The organism is Kitasatospora sp. NPDC056800, from assembly GCF_042789775.1.
In the GTDB taxonomy this organism is placed as follows: Bacteria; Actinomycetota; Actinomycetes; order Streptomycetales; family Streptomycetaceae; genus Kitasatospora.
Window position 1 is genome coordinate 1 of the sequence record NZ_JBHUAL010000194.1, and the last position, 18,433, is coordinate 18,433.

General features: G+C 71.0%; 18 protein-coding genes and 2 pseudogenes. 13 read left to right on the forward strand and 7 right to left on the reverse strand.

Annotated elements, in window-relative coordinates:
* Nucleotides 1–416: 416 nt before the first annotated feature.
* Nucleotides 417–845 (reverse strand): annotated as a pseudogene (gene tnpA, locus ACFRQN_RS32085) (IS200/IS605 family transposase).
* 25 nt (nucleotides 846–870) lie between these two features.
* On the opposite strand from tnpA, the gene ACFRQN_RS32090 reads away from it, so the two are divergent.
* Nucleotides 871–2,106: an RNA-guided endonuclease TnpB family protein gene (locus ACFRQN_RS32090; protein WP_117491626.1), complete on the forward strand. Its 1,236-nt coding sequence runs from the start codon at nucleotides 871–873 to the stop codon at nucleotides 2,104–2,106.
* 265 nt (nucleotides 2,107–2,371) lie between these two features.
* The gene (locus tag ACFRQN_RS32095; RefSeq protein ID WP_380743849.1) at nucleotides 2,372–3,037 is read left to right on the forward strand and encodes an MOSC domain-containing protein; all 666 of its coding nucleotides are present in this window, start codon (nucleotides 2,372–2,374) and stop codon (nucleotides 3,035–3,037) included.
* Nucleotides 3,038–3,107: 70 nt separating this feature from the next.
* On the opposite strand, the gene ACFRQN_RS32100 is transcribed toward ACFRQN_RS32095, so the two are convergent.
* The gene (locus tag ACFRQN_RS32100) at nucleotides 3,108–3,233 is read right to left on the reverse strand and encodes a hypothetical protein (protein WP_375873992.1); all 126 of its coding nucleotides are present in this window, start codon (nucleotides 3,231–3,233) and stop codon (nucleotides 3,108–3,110) included.
* Between the two features lie 113 nt (nucleotides 3,234–3,346).
* On the opposite strand from ACFRQN_RS32100, the gene ACFRQN_RS32105 reads away from it, so the two are divergent.
* Both ACFRQN_RS32105 and ACFRQN_RS32110 read left to right on the forward strand, forming a co-directional pair.
* Nucleotides 3,347–3,955 carry a DJ-1/PfpI family protein gene (locus ACFRQN_RS32105; RefSeq protein WP_380743851.1) on the forward strand — a complete coding sequence of 203 codons (609 nt, stop codon included), beginning with the start codon at nucleotides 3,347–3,349 and terminating at the stop codon, nucleotides 3,953–3,955.
* Nucleotides 3,956–4,082: 127 nt separating this feature from the next.
* The gene (locus ACFRQN_RS32110; RefSeq protein ID WP_380743853.1) at nucleotides 4,083–4,586 is read left to right on the forward strand and encodes a DUF3592 domain-containing protein; all 504 of its coding nucleotides are present in this window, start codon (nucleotides 4,083–4,085) and stop codon (nucleotides 4,584–4,586) included.
* A gap of 85 nt (nucleotides 4,587–4,671) precedes the next feature.
* On the opposite strand, the gene ACFRQN_RS32115 is transcribed toward ACFRQN_RS32110, so the two are convergent.
* The 4 genes from ACFRQN_RS32115 to ACFRQN_RS32130 all read right to left on the reverse strand — a co-directional run bounded on the left by ACFRQN_RS32115 (nucleotide 4,672) and on the right by ACFRQN_RS32130 (nucleotide 6,559).
* Nucleotides 4,672–4,863 (reverse strand): DUF397 domain-containing protein, encoded by a 192-nt coding sequence (locus tag ACFRQN_RS32115; protein ID WP_380743855.1) that lies wholly within the window; start codon nucleotides 4,861–4,863, stop codon nucleotides 4,672–4,674.
* Between the two features lie 77 nt (nucleotides 4,864–4,940).
* Nucleotides 4,941–5,360 (reverse strand): I66 family serine proteinase inhibitor, encoded by a 420-nt coding sequence (locus tag ACFRQN_RS32120; protein ID WP_181970545.1) that lies wholly within the window; start codon nucleotides 5,358–5,360, stop codon nucleotides 4,941–4,943.
* Between the two features lie 147 nt (nucleotides 5,361–5,507).
* Nucleotides 5,508–5,699 (reverse strand): DUF397 domain-containing protein, encoded by a 192-nt coding sequence (locus ACFRQN_RS32125; protein WP_074000925.1) that lies wholly within the window; start codon nucleotides 5,697–5,699, stop codon nucleotides 5,508–5,510.
* An 11-nt stretch (nucleotides 5,700–5,710) separates the two neighbouring features.
* The gene (locus tag ACFRQN_RS32130) at nucleotides 5,711–6,559 is read right to left on the reverse strand and encodes a helix-turn-helix transcriptional regulator (RefSeq protein ID WP_074001194.1); all 849 of its coding nucleotides are present in this window, start codon (nucleotides 6,557–6,559) and stop codon (nucleotides 5,711–5,713) included.
* Between the two features lie 241 nt (nucleotides 6,560–6,800).
* Between ACFRQN_RS32130 and ACFRQN_RS32135 the strand changes: the two genes are divergently transcribed.
* From ACFRQN_RS32135 to dnaE, 4 genes are all read left to right on the forward strand, one after another.
* Nucleotides 6,801–7,166: an ATP-binding protein gene (locus tag ACFRQN_RS32135; RefSeq protein WP_380743857.1), complete on the forward strand. Its 366-nt coding sequence runs from the start codon at nucleotides 6,801–6,803 to the stop codon at nucleotides 7,164–7,166.
* Complete coding sequence (locus ACFRQN_RS32140; RefSeq protein ID WP_049649547.1) at nucleotides 7,166–7,426, forward strand: hypothetical protein; 261 nt, start codon at nucleotides 7,166–7,168, stop codon at nucleotides 7,424–7,426. Before ACFRQN_RS32135 ends, ACFRQN_RS32140 begins: the two co-directional genes overlap by 1 nt.
* Before the next feature lie 155 nt (nucleotides 7,427–7,581).
* Nucleotides 7,582–8,646 (forward strand): hypothetical protein, encoded by a 1,065-nt coding sequence (locus ACFRQN_RS32145; RefSeq protein ID WP_380743859.1) that lies wholly within the window; start codon nucleotides 7,582–7,584, stop codon nucleotides 8,644–8,646.
* Between the two features lie 180 nt (nucleotides 8,647–8,826).
* Nucleotides 8,827–12,360, forward strand: coding sequence for a DNA polymerase III subunit alpha (gene dnaE, locus ACFRQN_RS32150; RefSeq protein ID WP_375873985.1), 3,534 nt, complete (start codon nucleotides 8,827–8,829; stop codon nucleotides 12,358–12,360).
* Between the two features lie 61 nt (nucleotides 12,361–12,421).
* Here dnaE and ACFRQN_RS32155 read toward each other — a convergent pair whose 3' ends face one another.
* Nucleotides 12,422–13,309: a LysR family transcriptional regulator gene (locus ACFRQN_RS32155; protein WP_380743862.1), complete on the reverse strand. Its 888-nt coding sequence runs from the start codon at nucleotides 13,307–13,309 to the stop codon at nucleotides 12,422–12,424.
* A 93-nt stretch (nucleotides 13,310–13,402) separates the two neighbouring features.
* Between ACFRQN_RS32155 and ACFRQN_RS32160 the strand changes: the two genes are divergently transcribed.
* From ACFRQN_RS32160 to ACFRQN_RS32180, 5 genes and pseudogenes are all read left to right on the forward strand, one after another.
* Entirely contained in the window at nucleotides 13,403–14,290 is an 888-nt protein-coding gene (locus tag ACFRQN_RS32160) for a dihydrodipicolinate synthase family protein (RefSeq protein ID WP_380743864.1), read from the forward strand.
* 102 nt (nucleotides 14,291–14,392) lie between these two features.
* Complete coding sequence (locus ACFRQN_RS32165; RefSeq protein ID WP_380664083.1) at nucleotides 14,393–15,424, forward strand: aspartate-semialdehyde dehydrogenase; 1,032 nt, start codon at nucleotides 14,393–14,395, stop codon at nucleotides 15,422–15,424.
* Nucleotides 15,425–15,773: 349 nt separating this feature from the next.
* Nucleotides 15,774–17,054 (forward strand): NYN domain-containing protein, encoded by a 1,281-nt coding sequence (locus ACFRQN_RS32170; protein WP_049650375.1) that lies wholly within the window; start codon nucleotides 15,774–15,776, stop codon nucleotides 17,052–17,054.
* Nucleotides 17,055–17,217: 163 nt separating this feature from the next.
* Nucleotides 17,218–18,216, forward strand: a complete 999-nt coding sequence (locus ACFRQN_RS32175; protein WP_380743866.1) for an ABC transporter ATP-binding protein — start codon at nucleotides 17,218–17,220, stop codon at nucleotides 18,214–18,216.
* A pseudogene (locus tag ACFRQN_RS32180) lies at nucleotides 18,213–18,433 on the forward strand (ABC transporter permease); the annotation flags it as partial. The gene ACFRQN_RS32175 and the pseudogene ACFRQN_RS32180, both read left to right, overlap by 4 nt.

Consider the following 18,433-nt stretch of genomic DNA (forward strand, 5'->3'; position numbering starts at 1 on the left):
CACTCCGTTTTTTTCTGGTTGGGGGGGGGCGGTTTTTTTTTTAACCGCCCCCCCCGCCGCCGGCCCCCCCCGGGGCGGGGTGGGGGCCGGGGGCGGCCCCCCCCGGGGGGGGGGCCGGCCCGGGGCCACGGTGCGTCCGGCCGGGGGTGGTCGGAGAGCGGACGGTGGCTTGAAAGCGACCCTTGTGGGTAGTTGATCGGACGCATAGCGTGACGGCCTGCCGCATCGCGGTTCCTGCCAGCCCGATGAGAGAGGTGGCTTCGCCATGCCCGAAAACCTCGACTACGCCGAGCCGAGACCTCAAGGCGGGCTACCTCTGTTCTTGGCCAGCGCCCCGGCGTTCACGCCGGACGTGAAGGCCGTCCCTGGCTCGGAGGAGCGGAGCGCCGGAGTTCTCTGCGCCTCCGGGGCGAGGGTTAGGCGGTCGGGCGTTGCCGACTCTCGATGTAGTGGCGTACGACGGTGGGCGGCGCACCACCGCATGAGCCCGCGTAGTAGGAACCGGACCAGAAGCGGCCGCCCCACAGGTAGCGGCGGACGTGGCTGTCGTACTCCTGTCGGAGCCTTCGGGAACTGACGCCTTTCAGGCTGCTGACCAGTGTGGAGAGCTGGATCTCGGGCGGGTAGCGCAACAGCGGATGCACATGATCCTGTTCGTATCGAACTGCTTCGACTCGGCCTCGAAGTCCGCGCATACGTCCCGCATGATTTCTTCGTAGCGGGTCGGCGTGGCGTCCGGAAGGCCCTGCGCCGGCACTTCGTGACGAACCCAAGTGGACGTGCAGGCTGTGGACGACATGGCGGCCGGTGCGCACATCGGGGTTCGGATTCCAGCGCGATGACATGAGCCAAAGCGCTACGGTGGGCATCGTGCAGCTTCGGTATGCCTTCCGCGTGTACCCGAGTGCCGGTCAGCGTTCTTCGCTGGCAAGGTCGTTCGGGTGTGCGCGGGTGGTCTTCAATGACGCGCTCCGCGTCCGTGAGGACGCCCGCGCCGCCGGGCTGCCGTTCGTCACGTCGGCCGAGCTGTCCAAGCGGCTGACGGCCTCGAAGAAGACCCCCGGGCGTGCCTGGCTCGGCGAGGTGTCCTCGGTGATCCTGCAGCAGTCCTTGCGGGACCTGGACACCGCGTACCGGAACTTCTTCGACGGCATCAGGGGCAAACGGCCGAAGGCCGGACCGCCCCGCTTCAAGTCCCGTAGGGACAGCCGGCAGGCGATCCGCTTCACCGCCAACGCCGGATGGAGGATCACCGACGGCGGGAAACTGCGTCTGCCGAAGATCGGTGACGTGCGGGTGAAGTGGTCGCGGGCGCTGCCGTCGGTGCCGTCCACGGTGACCGTGGTCCAGGACGCCGCCGGGCGGTACTTCGCCTCCTTCGTGGTCGAGACCGACCCCGCCGCCGACCGTGAGCGAATGCCCGCGGCCGACGCCACGGTCGGCATCGACCTCGGACTGGCCCACTTCGCCGTGCTCTCGGACGGCACGAAGATCGATAGCCCGAAGTTCCTGCGCCGCGCCGAGAAGAAGCTCAAGAAGGCGCAGCGGGTGCTCAGTCGCAAGGTGAAGGGGTCGAAGAACCGGGACAAGGCCCGGGTCGGGGTCGCCCGTGCGCACGCGCGGGTGGCCGATGCGCGGCGCGAGTTCCACCACCGGCTCTCCACCAGGTTGATCCGCGAGAACCAAGCGGTCGCCGTGGAGGACCTGGCGGTGAAGGGACTCGCCCGCACGCGCCTGGCCAAGTCCGTGCATGACGCCGGGTGGTCGGCGTTCGTGACCATGTTGGAGTACAAGGCCGTGCGGTACGGGCGTGCCTTCCACCGGACAGGCCGCTTCGAGCCGACCTCACAGGTGTGCTCGGACTGCGGCGTCAAGGACGGCCCCAAACCCCTCGGTGTCCGGGAGTGGACGTGCGGGGCGTGCGGGGCCGTCCTGGACCGGGACGTCAACGCGGCGGTCAACGTCGCCAAGGCCGCCGGACTGGCGGTATCGGCCTGTGGAGCGCAGGTGAGACCGGTATTCGTTCCGGCGCAGCGCGGTGAAGCAGGAACCCACCCGAAGCCGTACCGGGCAACGGTGCGACAGACGGGAATCACTCGCCTCTAGGCGGGTGAGGATGTCAACAGCGGTACATGGGCTGGTACGGGTACGACAACCCGAAGTTCCCGATCGTCACCCCGTAGCCACACCGTCCGGCCCTTCCGGTCCGACCCGTCGTGGGGGCGGGGTGCGGGAACGGAGGGGGTGCGGCCCCTCGCGCCGGTTCGGGCGCGAGGGGCCTCGCTGTGCGGGAGGTCGGGTGGGCCTCCTGTGTCGGAGGGAAGAGGCCGGAGCGGCCCCTCGGGCGGCCCGTTCGGCGTACGGTCGACGTATGGACGTACGCGCGCTACTGCTCTCGGTCAACGTCGGCAGGCCCCGGCCGAACCCGTGGAAGGAAGAGCTCGGTCTCACCGGCATCGACAAGCGCCCGGTGGACGGCCCGGTCGCGGTGGCCGCGCCGGGCCCCAAGGGGACGGGCGCCGTCGCCCTGGCCGGGGACCGGGTGTACGACGTGAAGAACCACGGCGGCGACGACCAGGCGGTGTACGCCTACGCCCGGGAGGACCTGGACGGCTGGCAGACGGAGCTCGGCCGGGACCTGGCCAACGGCTCCTTCGGCGAGAACCTGACCACCACCGGCCTGGACGTGAGCGGTGCTCTGATCGGGGAGCGCTGGCGGATCGGCCCGGACGTCGTCCTGGAGGTGTCCTGCTCGCGCATCCCCTGCGGGACCTTCCAGGGCTGGCTGGCGAGGAAGGGCTGGATCCGGCGCTTCACCGAGGCGGCCCTGCCCGGCGCCTACCTGCGGGTGGTCGCACCGGGCGAGCTGCGGGCGGGGGACGCGGTGGAGGTGGTGTACCGCCCGGACCACGACGTCACGGTGGCCCGGTCGTTCCGCGCGGTGACGACCGAACCGGAGCTGCTGCCGGGCCTGTTGGCGGCGGAGGCGCTCCCGGAGGAGATCAAGGAACTGGTGCGCCGGAGGGTCCGGGTGTAGGGCCGTTTCCTCGAACTCGCACGAGCGGGAGGTCTACCGCGCCCTGGAGGACACTCGCCCTCCGCATCGGTCACATCACCGACCCGCCGACCATCCGGATCACCGCGGCGTCCAACTCCGCCTCCCCGACCTCCTCGACGTCGACATCGGGCAAACCCGCCGGCCACAGACCTGAACCAGCGACGTGCGAGAACATGGAGCCAGTCGATGAGTGACGAAGGCCGGCACGATCCACCCGCCACTGAAAGGATCTCGACGCGGAACGGCGCGCCAGGAGAGACTGGGACACCTCGTCCTGAAGGAGTTGTGATGCAGGTAGCCGTGGTCACCTTCGACGGTTTCAACGAACTCGACAGCTTCATCGCCTCCGCGTTGATCAACCGGTGCCGCAAGGACGGGCTGGAGGCCTTCATCACAACGCCGACGCCGGTGGTCACGTCCATGAACGGCGTCAAGGTGACCGGGCAGCGCCCGATGGAGTTCGTGACCGAGGCCGACGTCGTGCTGATCGGCAGCGGAGTGAAGACACAAGACGTGGTCGCGAACGACCAGCTGATCTCCAGGCTGCGGCTCGACCCGTCGCGACAGCTGATCGGCTCGCAGTGCTCGGGCGCGCTGGTGCTCGCCCGGCTCGGGTTCCTGAAGGACATGCCCGCTTGCACGGACATCAAGAGCCGCCCTTTCGTCGAAGCCTGCGACGTCACCGTGCTGGACGCACCGTTTCACGCCGAGGGGAACATCGCCACGGCGGGCGGCTGCCTGGCATCCCAGTACCTCGCCACCTGGGTCATCACCCGAGTGCTCGGGGAAGACGCCGCGCGCGACGTCGTCGGCTACGTCGCCCCGGTCGGTGAGAACCAAGAGACCGTCGAACGCGCCATCCGCGCCGTCCACTCGGGCGAGGCCGCACTGAGCTGAGCTGGCGCCGCGTCAGCCGGTGGCGGTCAGGTACTGGGCGGCATCCGCCCGAACTGGATCAGTGACCTGCGAAGTACGGGGCTGGCGTGGGCGCGCGTGGGCAGCTGGGCTGACACCGGGGGGATCGATGGAGAACGCGCCGGACCACGGCCGGACCGTGCGGAACGGTTCGCTGGCGATGATCGGCCTGGGGGTCCTGCTGTTCGTCCTCAGCCTGGTCTACCTGATACCGCACGACATGGGGGTGACGTCGGATCTGCGCAGCCGCGGCGTCCACGTCCCGGCGGTCGTCACCGAGTGCGTGGAGGTGAGCGGGCCGCAGGACAACCCGGCGGGCAACTCCGAGTGCCGGGTGCGGTTCACGACGTCCGAGGGGGCGGCCGTCGAGACCCGACTCGCCTACGTCACCGGCACCGTCAAGGCCCGTGACACCGTGACGGTGGTGTACGACCCCCGGCACACCGACACCGCCGCCCTCGCTTCGAGCATCGGCTTCTGGGACTCGCTGGTCCGGAACGCGCTCGACGTGGTCGCGCTGGTCGCGTCGGTGGTCATGGTCCTGGTGGGCCTCGCGGTCCACCTCGCGTACCGCTGGCTCACCCGGGCGCGAAGCCGGCCCGGGGCGATGTGACGCCCCTGCGCCCGCGCCCGGGACTGGCGGCGAGGGGCGCGGAGCGCAGGAAGTCGGGCGGGCCGACTTCCTGCGCTGGAGCGGGTCAGGCGTGGTGGTCGAACTCGCCGGCCTGGGTGGCTCGGAGGAAGGCGGCGAAGGTGGTGGGGGTGGTGTGGAGGGTGAGGTGGCCCTCGTCGGACTCGCGGAGTTCGACCGAGCCGTTGGTCGTGCGGACCTCGACGCAGTACTCGGCATTGCCGCTGAAAGAGGACTTCTGCCAGTCGCAGTTGGGCATGTCGGCCTCCTGGGTTGGGCTGCTGATGGTACGCCCCGCGCCTGGGGAGAGCGAGGGGGCGTCACGTCGCTTAGGAGTCAGCGGCCGATGCGGGCGAAGGTGAAGGCGGTGGAGCCTTCGAGGACGGGGATGACCTCGATCCGGCTCTGCCGGCCGGGTTCGAGGACGGTCCACGAGGAGCCCTGGGGGGACTTGATCCGGTACGTGTCCGGGACGCCGTCGACGGGGATCAGCTCCCACTCCGGGGCGTCGCCCTGGTCGAGGAGGAGGGAGACCAGCGGGCCGGCGGGCTGGAGGTCCTCCACGGCGGTCGGGGCGCCCTTGGCGTAGAGCCGGTAGTGGTTGTTGGGATAGGCCTCGACGAGCCAGACGGCGTCCTGGTCGTCGGTGTTGGCGAAGACGGCTTTGGGGGAGAGGTCCAGGGCTTCGTGACGGGCGCGGCCGATCCGGGCGTCGCCGCTCTGGATGGTGTAGAGGCCGGACTCCAACTGGGCCATGGCTGTCATTCCTTCGCGATACGGGCGAGGTGCAGGACAGTTGTACGTGCTCGGAGGAAGACGAGGGAGGGGCCTCGGCGTGCCGTCACCTGAACGAGCTACGCCCCCTCGCCGGGGCAGGCGAGGGGGCGTGGATGGTGTGGAGTGTCAGGCGTGGTGGTCGAATTCGCCGGCCTTGACGCCGAGGAGGAGGGCGGCGAGGGCAGTGGGGGTGCTGCGGATGGTGAGGTGGCCTTCGTCGGATTCGCGGAGTTCGACTGCCCAACCCACCGTACGGACCTCCACGCAGTTCTCGACGTTGCCGCTGAAGGAGGACTTCTGCCACTCGGTGTCGGTCATGTTGGGCCCTTTCACAGGTTTCGCGCGATCTTGCGAATCAAGTCGCGGGAGTCATCCTCGCTCAGTGCCGATGCTTCGGTGCGTTCGAAGATGGCCCGGTAGCTGGCCAGCTCGCTGACGGCATCGAGGTATTCGGGACCGTGGGAGGACTCCCGTTCAACGGTGTCGAGCTCAGGGACCGCACCGAACGAGTACGTGAGGTTCTCGGCGGGCCCGGGAAAGGTCTCGATGTCGAACGGCACCACGCGAATGGTCATCCAAGGCAACTCGGAGTCTTCGAGCAAGGAGGAAAGCTGTTCCTTGAGGACCGCCGTGCCGCCGAACCGCGTCCACAGTACTGATTCGTAGATGAAGAAGGTCAGGGGCTTCGGACTGCGACGCAGTTCGGCCTTGCGCTGCATCCTGAACGCGGTGCGGGCCTCCAGCTCGTGCTGAGGCAGCGGAGGAAAGACGCGTCCAAAGACAGCTGAGGCGTAGTTGAAGGTCTGGCAAGGGCCGGGCATGTGGGTGAGAAGCCACAGCATGAGTTCACGGGAGGTCTTCTCAAACTCTGCGTTCTCAAGGACGCCGTCCGGGACAGCGCCTCGATGCTTCTCCCACCAGCCCTTGGAGCGGTCCCGAACCATGGCTTCCAGAGCCTCGATCAAGGGCGGGTTTATGCACTTGCAGGCTGCCGCGAAGGACCGGAGTCGGTCCACGTTTACGCTGGTCTTTCCGTTCTCCATCTGTGTCACTTGGGCAGCGCTCACGCCAAGTGCACGAGCGAGCTGGCTGCCACCGAGGCCGGATTGCTCGCGCATCTTCCGTAGCTCGGCGCCCAGGCGGCGCTGACGAAGGGTTGGGTTCTGGCGACCAGGCATGGTGACAGTCTGCCTCGCCAGCACGTGGTGGGGCCATCTGTCCCTCGGGAGAGGGAACTTCGGCAGAACAACCTAAAATTAAGTAGTTCCTGCGTTATGGTCGGTCTCACATCGATCCGACGGATCGTCAGTAACGCCTGCTAGCAAGCACCGCAGAGCAGCCACGTCCTTCTCCACGGCCTGGCTCACGGCGACACATGTTCCGCCGGTTCCCCCTCACTCACGCCTCGGGAGAACTCCCATGCGTCACATCAACACCCCCACCATCGCCGTCGCGCGACAGACCCTCCGCAACACCATGACCCGCGTCGGCTGGCCCGCCTCCCCGATCTTCGACGCGCAGCTCGCGCTCTGCGAGCTCCTCGTCAACGCGTGGCGGCACACCGAAACCCCCGCGCCGCTGGTCGAGATCATCTCCGAGGGCGACTTCCTCCGAGTCTCCGTCACGGACGAGAGCCCCGTCCTGCCCTCCGCCCCGCCGCTGTCCCTGCTCGCCGAGTCCGGCCGGGGCCTCCAGCTCGTCGCCGCCCTCACCCACGGCTGGGGCGTCGACCCCCACGAGCGTGCCAAATCCGTCTGGTTTGAGCTGCGGAAGGGCGCCGTCTGATGATCTACCGCCCCGGCCGTCACCCGATGCTGCCGACCGACCCCCGGATCCGCTACTACACCGAGGACCACATCAGCGCCCTCCTGGACGAAGTCGTGGAGCGGGGGCGGGAGTTCGGCCTGATCTTCCCCTCGATCGGCACCGACCGGACCATGGACGGCCGCGTCCTCGTCCGCTTCAACACGGCGCCGGCGTCGACGCTCCTGAACCTCCTCACCCTGCTCCTCGACGCCGAGCGCAGGACCTCGTGCGATACCTGATCGGGACGGCCTTCGCTGTCCTCCTCGCCCTCGCGATCTCCACGGTCGCCCTGGGCGTCGTCACCACCCTCCGCGCGGCCCCGCCGCCCGACCAGGACGCCTGACCCGCCAGCCCCCGCCGCCCCCGCGCCGGGGGCTGCGGCACGATGGACCCCATGCACAGCGACCACTACGCGCCGCCGACCACCCTCCTCGGCCTCCTCCAGCGCGGCCGGGGCCAGGGCGCGCGAATAGCCGCCGAGGATCCGGCGGCGGTCGCCGAACTCGTCCACGGCTGCATCCGCTGGGACTGGCGCTGGGACTCGCAGGTGGACGACCGGGGCCTGTACCTGGCCCGGCTGATCCTGGACCTGGAGCTCCCGGTCGCCCCGGTGGTGGACTTCCTGTCCGGTGACGAGGACACCCGGGACCGGGCCACCGGCGTGCTGGAGCTGCTGGCACTCGGCGGTTCGGAGGAAGCCCGGCGGGCGCTGCCGGACCGTATCTCCGAGGGGGACGGTCCGGCCCCGCGCCACCCCGCGAAACGCGTGGACCCGTACCCGGACCGGGACAACGCGGCTCTACTCGCCCTGCTGCGCGACCCGGGAGTCGCCGACGGTGCCAAGACGACCGCTCTCCTCGCGCTGTCGCTCCGGCCGCCAGAGCCCGAGCTGATCCCGCTGGTCCCCGCCCTCGCCGCCGCCGACGGCATCCGACCGCTGCCGCTGCTGGGCAAGGCCGTCGACCGGCTGGCCGGGCAGGCTGTGCCGGCGGCCCGGGAGTGGTCGGCCTCGGAGCAGGCGTGGCTTTCCGGGCTCGGCCACGAGGTGCTGGCCGCCCACGGTGACGAGGGTGACGTGCCGGCCTTGACCGCCGAACTGGAGCGGCGGTGGGTGGACCGGTCCTGGTGCGGCCCGGACGACCTCGCGCGCGGTCTCGCCCGCTTCGGGCCAGAGGCCGCCGACGCAGTCTCGCTGCTGCGCCGTTTCTGGCTCTGGACCCCGCACTCGTACGAGCGTGCCGATTACCTGGAGGCGCTGGCGGCGATGGGGGCCGCCGGCATGGCCGAGGCGTACACCGAGTCGCTGTGGGACTGCGAAGCGCGAGCCCGGCTCCTCGCCGTCGAGCACGCCCCCGACCGGCCCGACGTACGCGACCGCCTGGCCCGTCTGCGGGACGATCCGATGGAGGAGCCGGAGGTCCGCGAGGCCGCCGGGGCGCGACTCGCCGGGCCGGCCTAGGCACCCTCGTCAGAGACCGGGAAGCCGTTCGAAGAGGGCTAGAGTGGACGCGTGAACGTGTGAGTGATGGCCCGGACCCCGCGAGGCGCTCCGGGCCACATCCATTTCCAGGGGAACCCCCTGTGACCTGCACGTTCGCCGGCCAGCCAGATCAGCACCAGAGCCTCCGGAGGCCCCGCCTTGAGCGACCAGCCGTTCGCGCATCTGCACGTCCACACCGAGTACTCGATGCTGGACGGTGCCGCCCGGCTGAAGCAGATGTTCAAGGAGGTCGAGCGCCTCGGTCAGACCCATGTGGCCATGACCGACCACGGCAACATGTACGGCGCCGCCGAGTTCCACCGGCAGGCGACCGACGCGGGCATCACCCCCGTCATCGGCATCGAGGCGTACGTCGCCCCAGAGTCCCGCTCGAACACCAAGCGCATCCTGTGGGGCCAGCCGCACCAGAAGCGGGACGACGTCTCGGCGTCCGGCGCGTACACCCACAAGACCATCTGGGCCCGCAACAAGGAGGGCCTGCACAACCTCTTCAAGCTGACCTCGCGCTCGTACTCCGAGGGCTGGCTGGTGAAGTGGCCCCGGATGGACAAGGAGCTGATCGCCGAGCTGTCCGGCGGCCTGATGGCCACCACCGGCTGCCCCTCCGGCGAGGTGCAGACCCGGCTGCGCCTGGGCCAGTTCGACGAGGCGCTGAAGTCCGCCGCCGACTACCAGGACATCTTCGGCAAGGAGAACTACTTCCTGGAGCTGATGGACCACGGCCTCGACATCGAGAAGCGGGTCCGCGACGGGCTGCTGGAGATCAGCAGGAAGCTGGGCATCCCGCCGGTCGTCACCAACGACTCGCACTACACCACCGAGGCCGACGCCGGGGCGCACGACCTGCTGCTCTGCGTCCAGACCGGCAAGAACCTCTCGGACCCGGACCGCTTCCGCTTCGACGGCACCGGCTACTACATCAAGTCGGCCGCCGAGATGTACGCCCTCGACTCCTCGGACGCCTGGCAGGAGGGCTGCCGCAACAGCCAACTCCTCGTCGCCTCCCGGGTCGACACCGAGGGCATGTTCAAGTTCAAGAACCTCATGCCGCGCTTCCCGATCCCGGAGGGCTTCGAGTCCGAGGCGGACTTCTTCAAGTCCCAGGTGTGGAAGGGCATGGACTGGCGCTTCCCGAACGGGTACGACGAGGAGCACAAGAAGCTCGCCGAGTACGAGATGGACACCATCATCCAGATGGGGTTCCCGGCGTACTTCCTCGTGGTCGCCGACTTCATCATGTGGGCCAAGAGCCAGGGCATCGCGGTCGGCCCGGGCCGTGGTTCGGCGGCCGGTTCGCTGGTCGCGTACGCGATGGGCATCACCGACCTCGACCCGATCCCGCACGGCCTGATCTTCGAGCGCTTCCTCAACCCCGAGCGCATCTCGATGCCCGATGTCGACATCGACTTCGACGAGCGCCGGCGCGGTGACGTGATCCGCTACGTGACCGAGAAGTGGGGATCCGACAAGGTCGCCATGATCGTCACCTACGGCACCATCAAGGCGAAGGCCGCCATCAAGGACTCCTCGCGGGTCCTCGGTTACCCGTACGCGATGGGCGACCGGATCACCAAGGCGATGCCGCCGGACGTGATGGGCAAGGGCATCCCGCTCTCGGGCATCACCGACTCCTCGCACCCCCGCTACAGCGAGGCCGGCGAGATCCGCGGGCTGTACGAGAACGACCCGGACGTCCGGAAGGTCATCGACACCGCGCGCGGCATCGAGGGCCTGATCCGCCAGCCCGGCGTGCACGCCGCCGGCGTCATCATGTCCGCCGAGCCGCTGACCGACCACATCCCGGTCTGGACCCGGCACACCGACGGCGTCACCATCACGCAGTTCGACTATCCGACTTGTGAGGGCCTCGGCCTCCTCAAGATGGACTTCCTCGGCCTGCGCAACCTGACGATCATGGACGACGCCGTCAAGGCGATCGAGAAGAACAAGGGCGTCAAGATCAACCTGCTTGATCTGCCCCTGGACGACAAGCCGACCTACGAACTCCTCGCCCGCGGCGACACGCTCGGCGTCTTCCAGCTCGACGGCGGCCCCATGCGCTCGCTGCTGCGCCTGATGAAGCCCGACAACTTCGAGGACATCTCCGCCGTCCTGGCGCTGTACCGGCCCGGCCCGATGGGCGTCAACTCCCACACCAACTACGCGCTGCGCAAGAACGGCCAGCAGGAGATCACCCCGATCCACCCGGAGCTGGAGAAGCCCCTGGAGGAGGTGCTCCGGCCGACGTACGGCCTGATCGTCTACCAGGAGCAGGTGCAGAAGGCCGCGCAGATCCTGGCCGGCTACTCGCTCGGCCAGGCCGACCTGCTGCGCCGCGCCATGGGCAAGAAGAAGAAGGAGATCCTGGAGGCGGAGTTCGTCCCCTTCCAGAAGGGCTGCCGCGAGCGCGGCTACTCCGACGCGGCCATCCAGGCCGTGTGGGACGTCCTCGTCCCCTTCTCCGGCTACGCGTTCAACAAGGCGCACACCGCCGGCTACGGGCTGGTCTCGTACTGGACCGCCTACCTCAAGGCCAACTACCCGGCCGAGTACATGTCCGGGCTGCTCACCTCCGTCAAGGACGACAAGGACAAGTCCGCGGTCTACCTCAACGAGTGCCGCAAGATGGGCATCCAGGTGCTGCCGCCAGACGTCAACGAGTCGGACTCGGACTTCACCCCGCACGGTGACACCCTGGTCCGGTTCGGCCTGACCGCCATCCGCAACGTCGGCGGGCCGGTCGTCGACTCGATGATCCGGACCCGGAAGGCGAAGGGGAAGTTCGCGTCCTTCCCCGACTTCCTGGACAAGGTGGAGTCGGTGGTCTGCAACAAGCGGACCGTCGAATCGCTGATCAAGGCCGGCGCCTTCGACTCGCTCGGCCACACCCGCAAGGGCCTGAGCGCCCAGTTCGAGCCGATGATCGACAACGTCGTCGACGTGAAGCGCAAGCAGGCGGTCGGGCAGTACGACCTCTTCGGCGGCGACACCGCCTCCGAGGAGCCGAGCTTCGGACTGGACGTCGTCTTCTCCGAGGAGGAGTGGGAGAAGTCCTTCCTGCTCACCCAGGAGCGGGAGATGCTCGGCCTGTACGTCTCCTCGCACCCGCTGCACGGCATCGAGCACGTGCTCGCCGACAAGGCGGACTGCGCGGTGGCCGACCTCGCGGAGCGGCCGGACGGGACGATCGTCACCATCGGCGGCATCATCTCGGGCCTCCAGCGGAAGATGACCAAGCAGGGCAACGCCTGGGCGATCGCGACCGTCGAGGACCTGGCCGGCTCCATCGACTGCATGTTCTTCCCGGCCAGCTACCAACTGGTCTCCTCGCAGCTGGCCGAGGACGCCGTCGTCTTCGTGCGCGGCAAGCTGGACAAGCGGGAGGACGTGCCGCGGCTGATGGGGATGGAGCTGTCCGTCCCCGACCTGTCGAACGCGCACGCCGAGGCGCCGATCACCATCCTCATCCCGAGCGCGAAGGTCACCCCGCCGCTGGTGGCCCGGCTCGGCGAGGTGCTCGGGAGCCACCGGGGCACCACCGAGGTGCGGGTACGGCTGGAGGGCCGCGACAAGACCACGGTGCTGCGGCTCGACCGGCACCGGGTGAAGTCCGACCCGGCGCTGTTCGGGGACCTGAAGCAGCTGCTCGGGCCGAGCTGCCTGGCGGGCTAGGACGGAGACGGAAGGCCCGGGAGGAAACCCGGGCCTTTCGCGTACGGGGGAGGGGCCCGTCTCAGGTGCCGCCGCCGAGGCCCGGGGGGACCGCCGTGTGCAGGGCCGAGACGAAGGCGGAGATGGCCGGGTGGGAGCCGGCGCCGGCGCGGAACGCGGCGCGGGTGCGGCGGTACATCGGCAGGCGGGTGAGGACGACGCCGGGCGGGAGTCCGGCCGTGCCCAGCTGGGGGACCAGGGCGACGCCCTGGCCGGCCGCCACCAGGGCCAGCACGGTGGTGAAGTCGTCGATCTGGTGCCGGATGCGGGGTGCGAAGCCCGCCGCCTCGCAGGCGCGGACGGCCATGGTGTGGCAGAGCGTGCCGGGCGAGGACATGATCCACGGCGCGCCGCGCTGCTCGGCGACGGTGCCCGGGACGCGGGCGGCCAGGTACATGGGCTCGGTGAAGACCGGGCGGGTCACCGCGAGGCCCGGCTCCGGGTCGGTCGGGACGAGGTCGTACTCGTGCACCAGCGCCACGTCCAGCTCGCCCGCCCGCAGCGCCGCGCCGACGGCCGCCGGGTCCACCTCGGTGACCATCGGCTCCAGCCCCGGGTGCCAGCCGGCCAGCTCCGCGAGCACCGCCGGGATGATCGCCCGGGCCGCCGAGGGGTAGGTGCCGATCCGCAGCGGACCGGCCAACCCCCGCTTGGTGTGGGCGAGTTCGGCACCGGCCTGCTCCAGCAGGGCGAGCACCGCCTCGGCGTGCCGGACGAGGTTGCGCCCCGCCGGGGTGAGGGTGACCCGCCGCCCGGTGCGCTCCAGCAGCGGGACGCCCGCCTCCTTCTCCAGGACGGACAGCTGCTGGGACACCGCCGAGGGGCTGAAGGAGAGCGCCTCGGCGACGGCCGCGATGGTGCCGAGGTGGGCGAGTTCGCGCAGCAGGCGCAGGCGTCGGACGTCCAGCATCCGTCCAGGCTAGCCGAGCATCGGCTGAGCTTACGAGAAGCGTCGGAAATGTGAACTGGACCTGGGCGATCAGGGGGCCGCAGGATCGTGGGCATGGAACTCAAGGGCATCCACGTCCCCCTGATCACCCCGTTCGCCGCCGACGGCTCCGTCGCCCTCGACGCGCTGGAGAAGCTCGCGCACGAGGTCCTGGACGCCGGGGCGGCCGGGCTGGTCGCCCTCGGCACCACCGGCGAGCCGGCCGCGCTGACCGCGGGGGAGCGGGGCGCGGTGGTCGACGTCGCCGCGGCCGCCTGCGCCGCGCGGGGGGCCCAGCTGACCGTCGGCGCCTCCGGCGGCGACACCCGGACCGTCGGCGAGGCGCTGGCCGCGCTCGGCGCGCGGGTGCCGGGGGCGGCGGCGCTGGTCACCACGCCGTCCTTCGTCCGGGCCGGCGAGGCCGGGACGGTCGCGCACTTCCGGGCGCTGGCCGCGAGCAGCCCGCTGCCGCTGGTCGTCTACCACATCCCGTACCGCACCGGGCAGCAGCTCTCCTCCGCCGCGCTGCGCGAACTCGCCGCGATCGAGGGCGTGGTGGGCGTCAAGTACGCGACCGGCGGGCTGGACCAGACGGCCGCCGAGCTGCTCGCCGACGCCCCCGAGGGGTTCGCCTTCCTCACCGGCGAGGACGCCTTCCTCTCGCCGATGCTGGCGCTCGGCGCGGCCGGCGGCATCCTCGCCTCCGCACACCTGGCGACCGCCCGGTTCGTCGAGCTGACGGAGGCCTGGCAGGCCGGGGACGTGGCGCGGGCCCGGGCGCTCGGGCACCGGCTGACCGGGCTGGCGCTGTCCGCCTTCACGGCGCCGAACCCGACGGTGACCAAGGGCGTGCTGCACGCCCAGGGCCGGATCCCGACCCCGGACGTGCGGCTGCCGCTGCTGCCGGCCGGGCGGGCCGAGGTGGAGGCGGCACTGGCCCTCGCCAGTGGTCTGGACCACTAGCGCACTCTCACGTCGTGGAACGCCAGGTCGTACGACGCCCGTGACAAGGCATGATGGGCGGAGTGCGGCTGTGAACAGCACCTTTCAGAGGAGTAGTCGGAGATGAAGATCGGCATTGTCGGTGCCACCGGCCAGGTCGGCGGCGTGGTCCGCGAGATCCTGGCGGAGCGCAACGTTCCGGTGGAGCAGCTGCGGCTGTTCGCCTCGGCCCGCTCGGCCGGGCGCACGCTGCCCTGGCAGGGCACCGAGGTCACCGTCGAGGACGCGGCCACGGCCGACTACACCGGCCTGGACATCGTGATCTTCTCGGCGGGCGGCTCGACCTCCAAGGCCCTGGCCCCCAAGGTCGCCGCGGCCGGTGCCGTCGTGATCGACAACTCCTCCGCCTGGCGCCGCGACCCCGAGGTCCCGCTGGTCGTCTCCGAGGTCAACCCGGAGGCCGTCGCGGACCGCCCCAAGGGCATCATCGCCAACCCGAACTGCACCACCATGGCCGCCATGCCCGTGCTGCGCCCGCTGCACGAGGAGGCCGGCCTGGCCGCGCTCGTCGTCTCCACCTACCAGGCCGTCTCCGGCAGCGGTGTGGCCGGCGTCGCGGAGCTCCAGGACCAGGCCGCCAAGGTCGTGGAGCTCGGCGCCGCCGCGCTCGCCCACGACGGCGCCGCCGTCGAGTTCCCGGAGCCCAAGGTCTACCAGCGGCCGATCGCCTTCAACGTGGTGCCGCTGGCCGGCTCCCTCGTGGACGACGGCTCCAACGAGACCGACGAGGAGCAGAAGCTCCGCCACGAGAGCCGCAAGATCCTCGGCATCCCGGAGCTGAAGGTCTCCGGCACCTGCGTGCGCGTCCCGGTCTTCTCCGGCCACTCGCTGCAGATCAACGCCCGCTTCGAGCGCCCGATCAGCCCCGAGCGCGCCGTCGAGCTGCTCACCGGCGCCCCCGGCGTCGAGCTGTCCGACATCCCCACCCCGCTCCAGGCCGCCGGCCAGGACCCGAGCTACGTCGGCCGCATCCGGGTCGACGAGACGGTGGACAACGGCCTGTCGCTGTTCGTCTCGAACGACAACCTGCGCAAGGGCGCCGCGCTGAACGCCGTCCAGCTGGCCGAGCTGGTCGCCGCCGAGCTCAAGGGCTGAGCGCCCCTGAGCTCAAGGGCTGAGCACCTCCGGGTGAACCCCATCGGCTGAGCGCCACCAGGGTGAACCACCGGCCGGGACATTGGCCGGACCACCGCCGCGTGACCTCGGGCGGGCCCCGTCGTTGTACGGGGCCCGCCTTCGCTTTTGTTTGCTCCTCGTTGGGACGGCCGTTGCGCTACCGGGACAACCGGCGAGGTTCGGCAGGCGAACCGCGGGTAAAAGGTGACCCAACGATCGGGCGACGACGGGGGCCCCTCACCTCGGCACGCCCGGACGGCGGGCGGACCGCCCATTCCCGAATCGACCCACCCGACTGATTCCGAGGGCGAGCGAAAAGAGGTGCGCGATGGACCGCTGTGTCGTCCTGGTGGACGCCGGATATCTGCTGGGCGCCGCCGCCAGCCTGCTCGCGGGGGATCCGTCCCGCTCCAAGGTCACCGTGAACCACACGGCCCTGATCGCCGCACTGCGCGAACGTGCCGAGGCCGAGACAGGCCTGCCGCTGCTGCGGATCTACTGGTTCGACGCCGCGCCCGACCGGCGCCCGATGCCCGAGCACCGGCGGCTGCGGGTACTGCCCCGGGTCACCGTACGGCTCGGCGCCCTCACCCGGGCCGAGGGGCGCTGGGTGCAGAAGGGCGTGGACGCCGCGATGCACGCCGAACTCTCCGAGCTCGCCCGCAACCGGGCCTGCGCCGACGTCGTGCTGATCACCGGCGACGGGGACCTGCTGCCCGGCATGATGACCGCCAAGGAGCACGGGGTGGCCGTCCACCTGTGGGCCCTCCAGGCCGCCGACGGCGACTTCAACCAGTCCGAGGACCTGGTCGGCGAGGCGGACGAGCGGCGGGTGCTCGACCGGGAGTGGATCGAGGGGTCCTTCTCCCTGCGGGAGCACTCCAGCATGTTCCCGGCCCCGGGGGCCCGGCAGGAGATCGCCAAGATCCTCGCCGCCCCGCCGGCCGCCCCGCTGCCCACCGTGGTGCCGCCGGTGGTCCGCCCGGCGGCCACGGCCGCGGCCCCGGCGGACGCCCCCGCCACCGACGGACAGCCGCAGCCGGCCGCGGCCGCGCTCAAGGTCGTACCGACACCGAAGGACCTGGCCGGGCGGGCCTCCTCCGTCACCCCGGTCACGGCGCTCACCCCGGTGGCGAACGGCAGCAACGGCCACGGCGTGAACGGGAACGGGGCCGTCGCGCAGACCGGGCCGGTGCTGCGCTGGTCCTCCGACCGCGGCTGGGTGGACCGGCCCGTCCCGGAGCCCGCCGTCACCGCCGGCGACAGCCTGCCCACCCTCGCCCAGCTCACCACCGCCGAGCAGCGCTGGGCCGACCGCGAGGAGGACATCACCTCCATCGGCGGCGACGCCCACGAGGTCGGGCAGGTCTTCGCCCGCCGCTGGAGCGAACGCGTCGGCGACGCGGAAAGACTGACCATGCTCTGGCCCGACTACCCGCGCATCCCGCACCGGGTGGACGGCGAGCTGCTGCGCTACGCCGCCCGCTTCGGGCTGCTGGCGCACAAGGACGACCAGATCGACGAGCACGACCGCTACGCCATCCGGGCCGGGTTCTGGAAGGAACTGGCGGCGCGGGTGCCGGGCGGGTCGATGGTCGTCGACGACTGAGCCGGGCGGCGGACCGAGCGGGCCCGACGGCCGGGGCGGCGCGACGACCGAGGGGGTCCGAGGGCCGCGGCGGCCCGGCGGACGACCCGCCAGGTCGGCGGCCCGGGCGCGGGCGGGGCCCCGTTGTCCGGTTCGCCCGTACGAGCGCGTAGAGTCTTCGGTCGTGAGCGAGACGGCGGGGCGAGCACCCGAGGAACCCCTGCCGTGCGTGGCCGTGCGCGACCTGGTCAGGACCTACCGCAGCGGACGCGGCGCGGCCGCCACCGAGATCCGGGCCAACGACGGGATCAGCCTCACCGTCCGCCAGGGCGAGGTCTTCGGGCTGCTCGGGCCGAACGGAGCCGGCAAGTCGACGCTGGTGCGCCAGCTCACCGGACTGCTGCGCCCCGACTCGGGCTCCGTCGAACTCCTCGGCCACGACATCGTGCGGCACCCCGAGCGGGCCGCCCGGCTGCTCGGCTACCTCGGGCAGGAATCCACCGCGCTGGACGAGCTGACGGTCGCGCTCGCCGCCGAGACCACCGGACGGCTGCGCGGACTCACCCGGGCGCAGGCCCGCGGCGCTGCCGCCGACGTGCTGACCGAACTCGGGCTGGAGCCGCTCGCCGCCCGGCCGCTCGCCAAGCTGTCCGGCGGACAGCGGCGGCTCGCCTGCTTCGCGGCCACCCTGGTGGGGGAGCGCCCGCTGCTCGTCCTGGACGAGCCCACCACCGGCATGGACCCGGTCGCCCGGCGGGCCGTGTGGAGCGCCGTGGACCGGCGGCGCGCCGAGCACGGGACGACGGTGCTGCTGGTCACCCACAACGTGATCGAGGCCGAGACGGTGCTCGACCGGGTCGCCGTGGTCGACGACGGCCGGGTGATCGCCTGCGACACGCCCGGCGGGCTCAAGGCGCTGGTGGACGGCGACGTCCGGCTCGACCTGGTCTGGCGGGACGAGGCGCCGCTCGGCGTGCCCGCCGTCGCCGCGCTGCGCGAACGGGCCGAGTGCACCGGGCGCCGCTGGACCGTCCGCACCACCCCCGAGCAGGCCCGCGAACTGGTCGCCGCCGTCACCACCGGCCCGGCCTTCGCCGCGCTCGACGACTTCACCCTCGCCACCCCGAGCCTTGAGGACGCCTACCTCAAGCTGGGCGGCCGCCACGGAGGACTGGCCAAGTGACGCTGCTCTCGGTGCCGCCGCGGACCGACCGGTCCACGGCCGCCCCCGCCCCGCTCGCCCCCGCGGCCAGGCTGCTGCCGGCGCTCGCGGCCGTGTACCGGGCGCAGCTCGCCCGGGCGCGGGTGGCGCGCATCCCGCTGCTGTTCGTGGCCACCTTCCAGTCCGTCGGCATCCTGGTGATGATGCGGGGCGTGGTGGACGCCGGGCAGTCCTCGGC

Excerpts from the sequence above, each read along its gene's own strand:
- ACFRQN_RS32095 (WP_380743849.1), top strand. The coding sequence starts at position 2,372 with ATGGACGTACGCGCGCTACTGCTCTCGGTCAACGTCGGCAGGCCCCGG.
- ACFRQN_RS32100 (WP_375873992.1), bottom strand. The coding sequence starts at position 3,233 with ATGTTCTCGCACGTCGCTGGTTCAGGTCTGTGGCCGGCGGGTTTGCCC.
- ACFRQN_RS32105 (WP_380743851.1), top strand. The coding sequence starts at position 3,347 with ATGCAGGTAGCCGTGGTCACCTTCGACGGTTTCAACGAACTCGACAGC.
- ACFRQN_RS32110 (WP_380743853.1), top strand. The coding sequence starts at position 4,083 with ATGGAGAACGCGCCGGACCACGGCCGGACCGTGCGGAACGGTTCGCTG.
- ACFRQN_RS32115 (WP_380743855.1), bottom strand. The coding sequence starts at position 4,863 with ATGCCCAACTGCGACTGGCAGAAGTCCTCTTTCAGCGGCAATGCCGAG.
- ACFRQN_RS32120 (WP_181970545.1), bottom strand. The coding sequence starts at position 5,360 with ATGGCCCAGTTGGAGTCCGGCCTCTACACCATCCAGAGCGGCGACGCC.
- ACFRQN_RS32125 (WP_074000925.1), bottom strand. The coding sequence starts at position 5,699 with ATGACCGACACCGAGTGGCAGAAGTCCTCCTTCAGCGGCAACGTCGAG.
- ACFRQN_RS32130 (WP_074001194.1), bottom strand. The coding sequence starts at position 6,559 with ATGCCTGGTCGCCAGAACCCAACCCTTCGTCAGCGCCGCCTGGGCGCC.
- ACFRQN_RS32135 (WP_380743857.1), top strand. The coding sequence starts at position 6,801 with ATGCGTCACATCAACACCCCCACCATCGCCGTCGCGCGACAGACCCTC.
- ACFRQN_RS32140 (WP_049649547.1), top strand. The coding sequence starts at position 7,166 with ATGATCTACCGCCCCGGCCGTCACCCGATGCTGCCGACCGACCCCCGG.
- ACFRQN_RS32145 (WP_380743859.1), top strand. The coding sequence starts at position 7,582 with ATGCACAGCGACCACTACGCGCCGCCGACCACCCTCCTCGGCCTCCTC.
- ACFRQN_RS32155 (WP_380743862.1), bottom strand. The coding sequence starts at position 13,309 with ATGCTGGACGTCCGACGCCTGCGCCTGCTGCGCGAACTCGCCCACCTC.
- ACFRQN_RS32160 (WP_380743864.1), top strand. The coding sequence starts at position 13,403 with ATGGAACTCAAGGGCATCCACGTCCCCCTGATCACCCCGTTCGCCGCC.
- ACFRQN_RS32165 (WP_380664083.1), top strand. The coding sequence starts at position 14,393 with ATGAAGATCGGCATTGTCGGTGCCACCGGCCAGGTCGGCGGCGTGGTC.
- ACFRQN_RS32170 (WP_049650375.1), top strand. The coding sequence starts at position 15,774 with ATGGACCGCTGTGTCGTCCTGGTGGACGCCGGATATCTGCTGGGCGCC.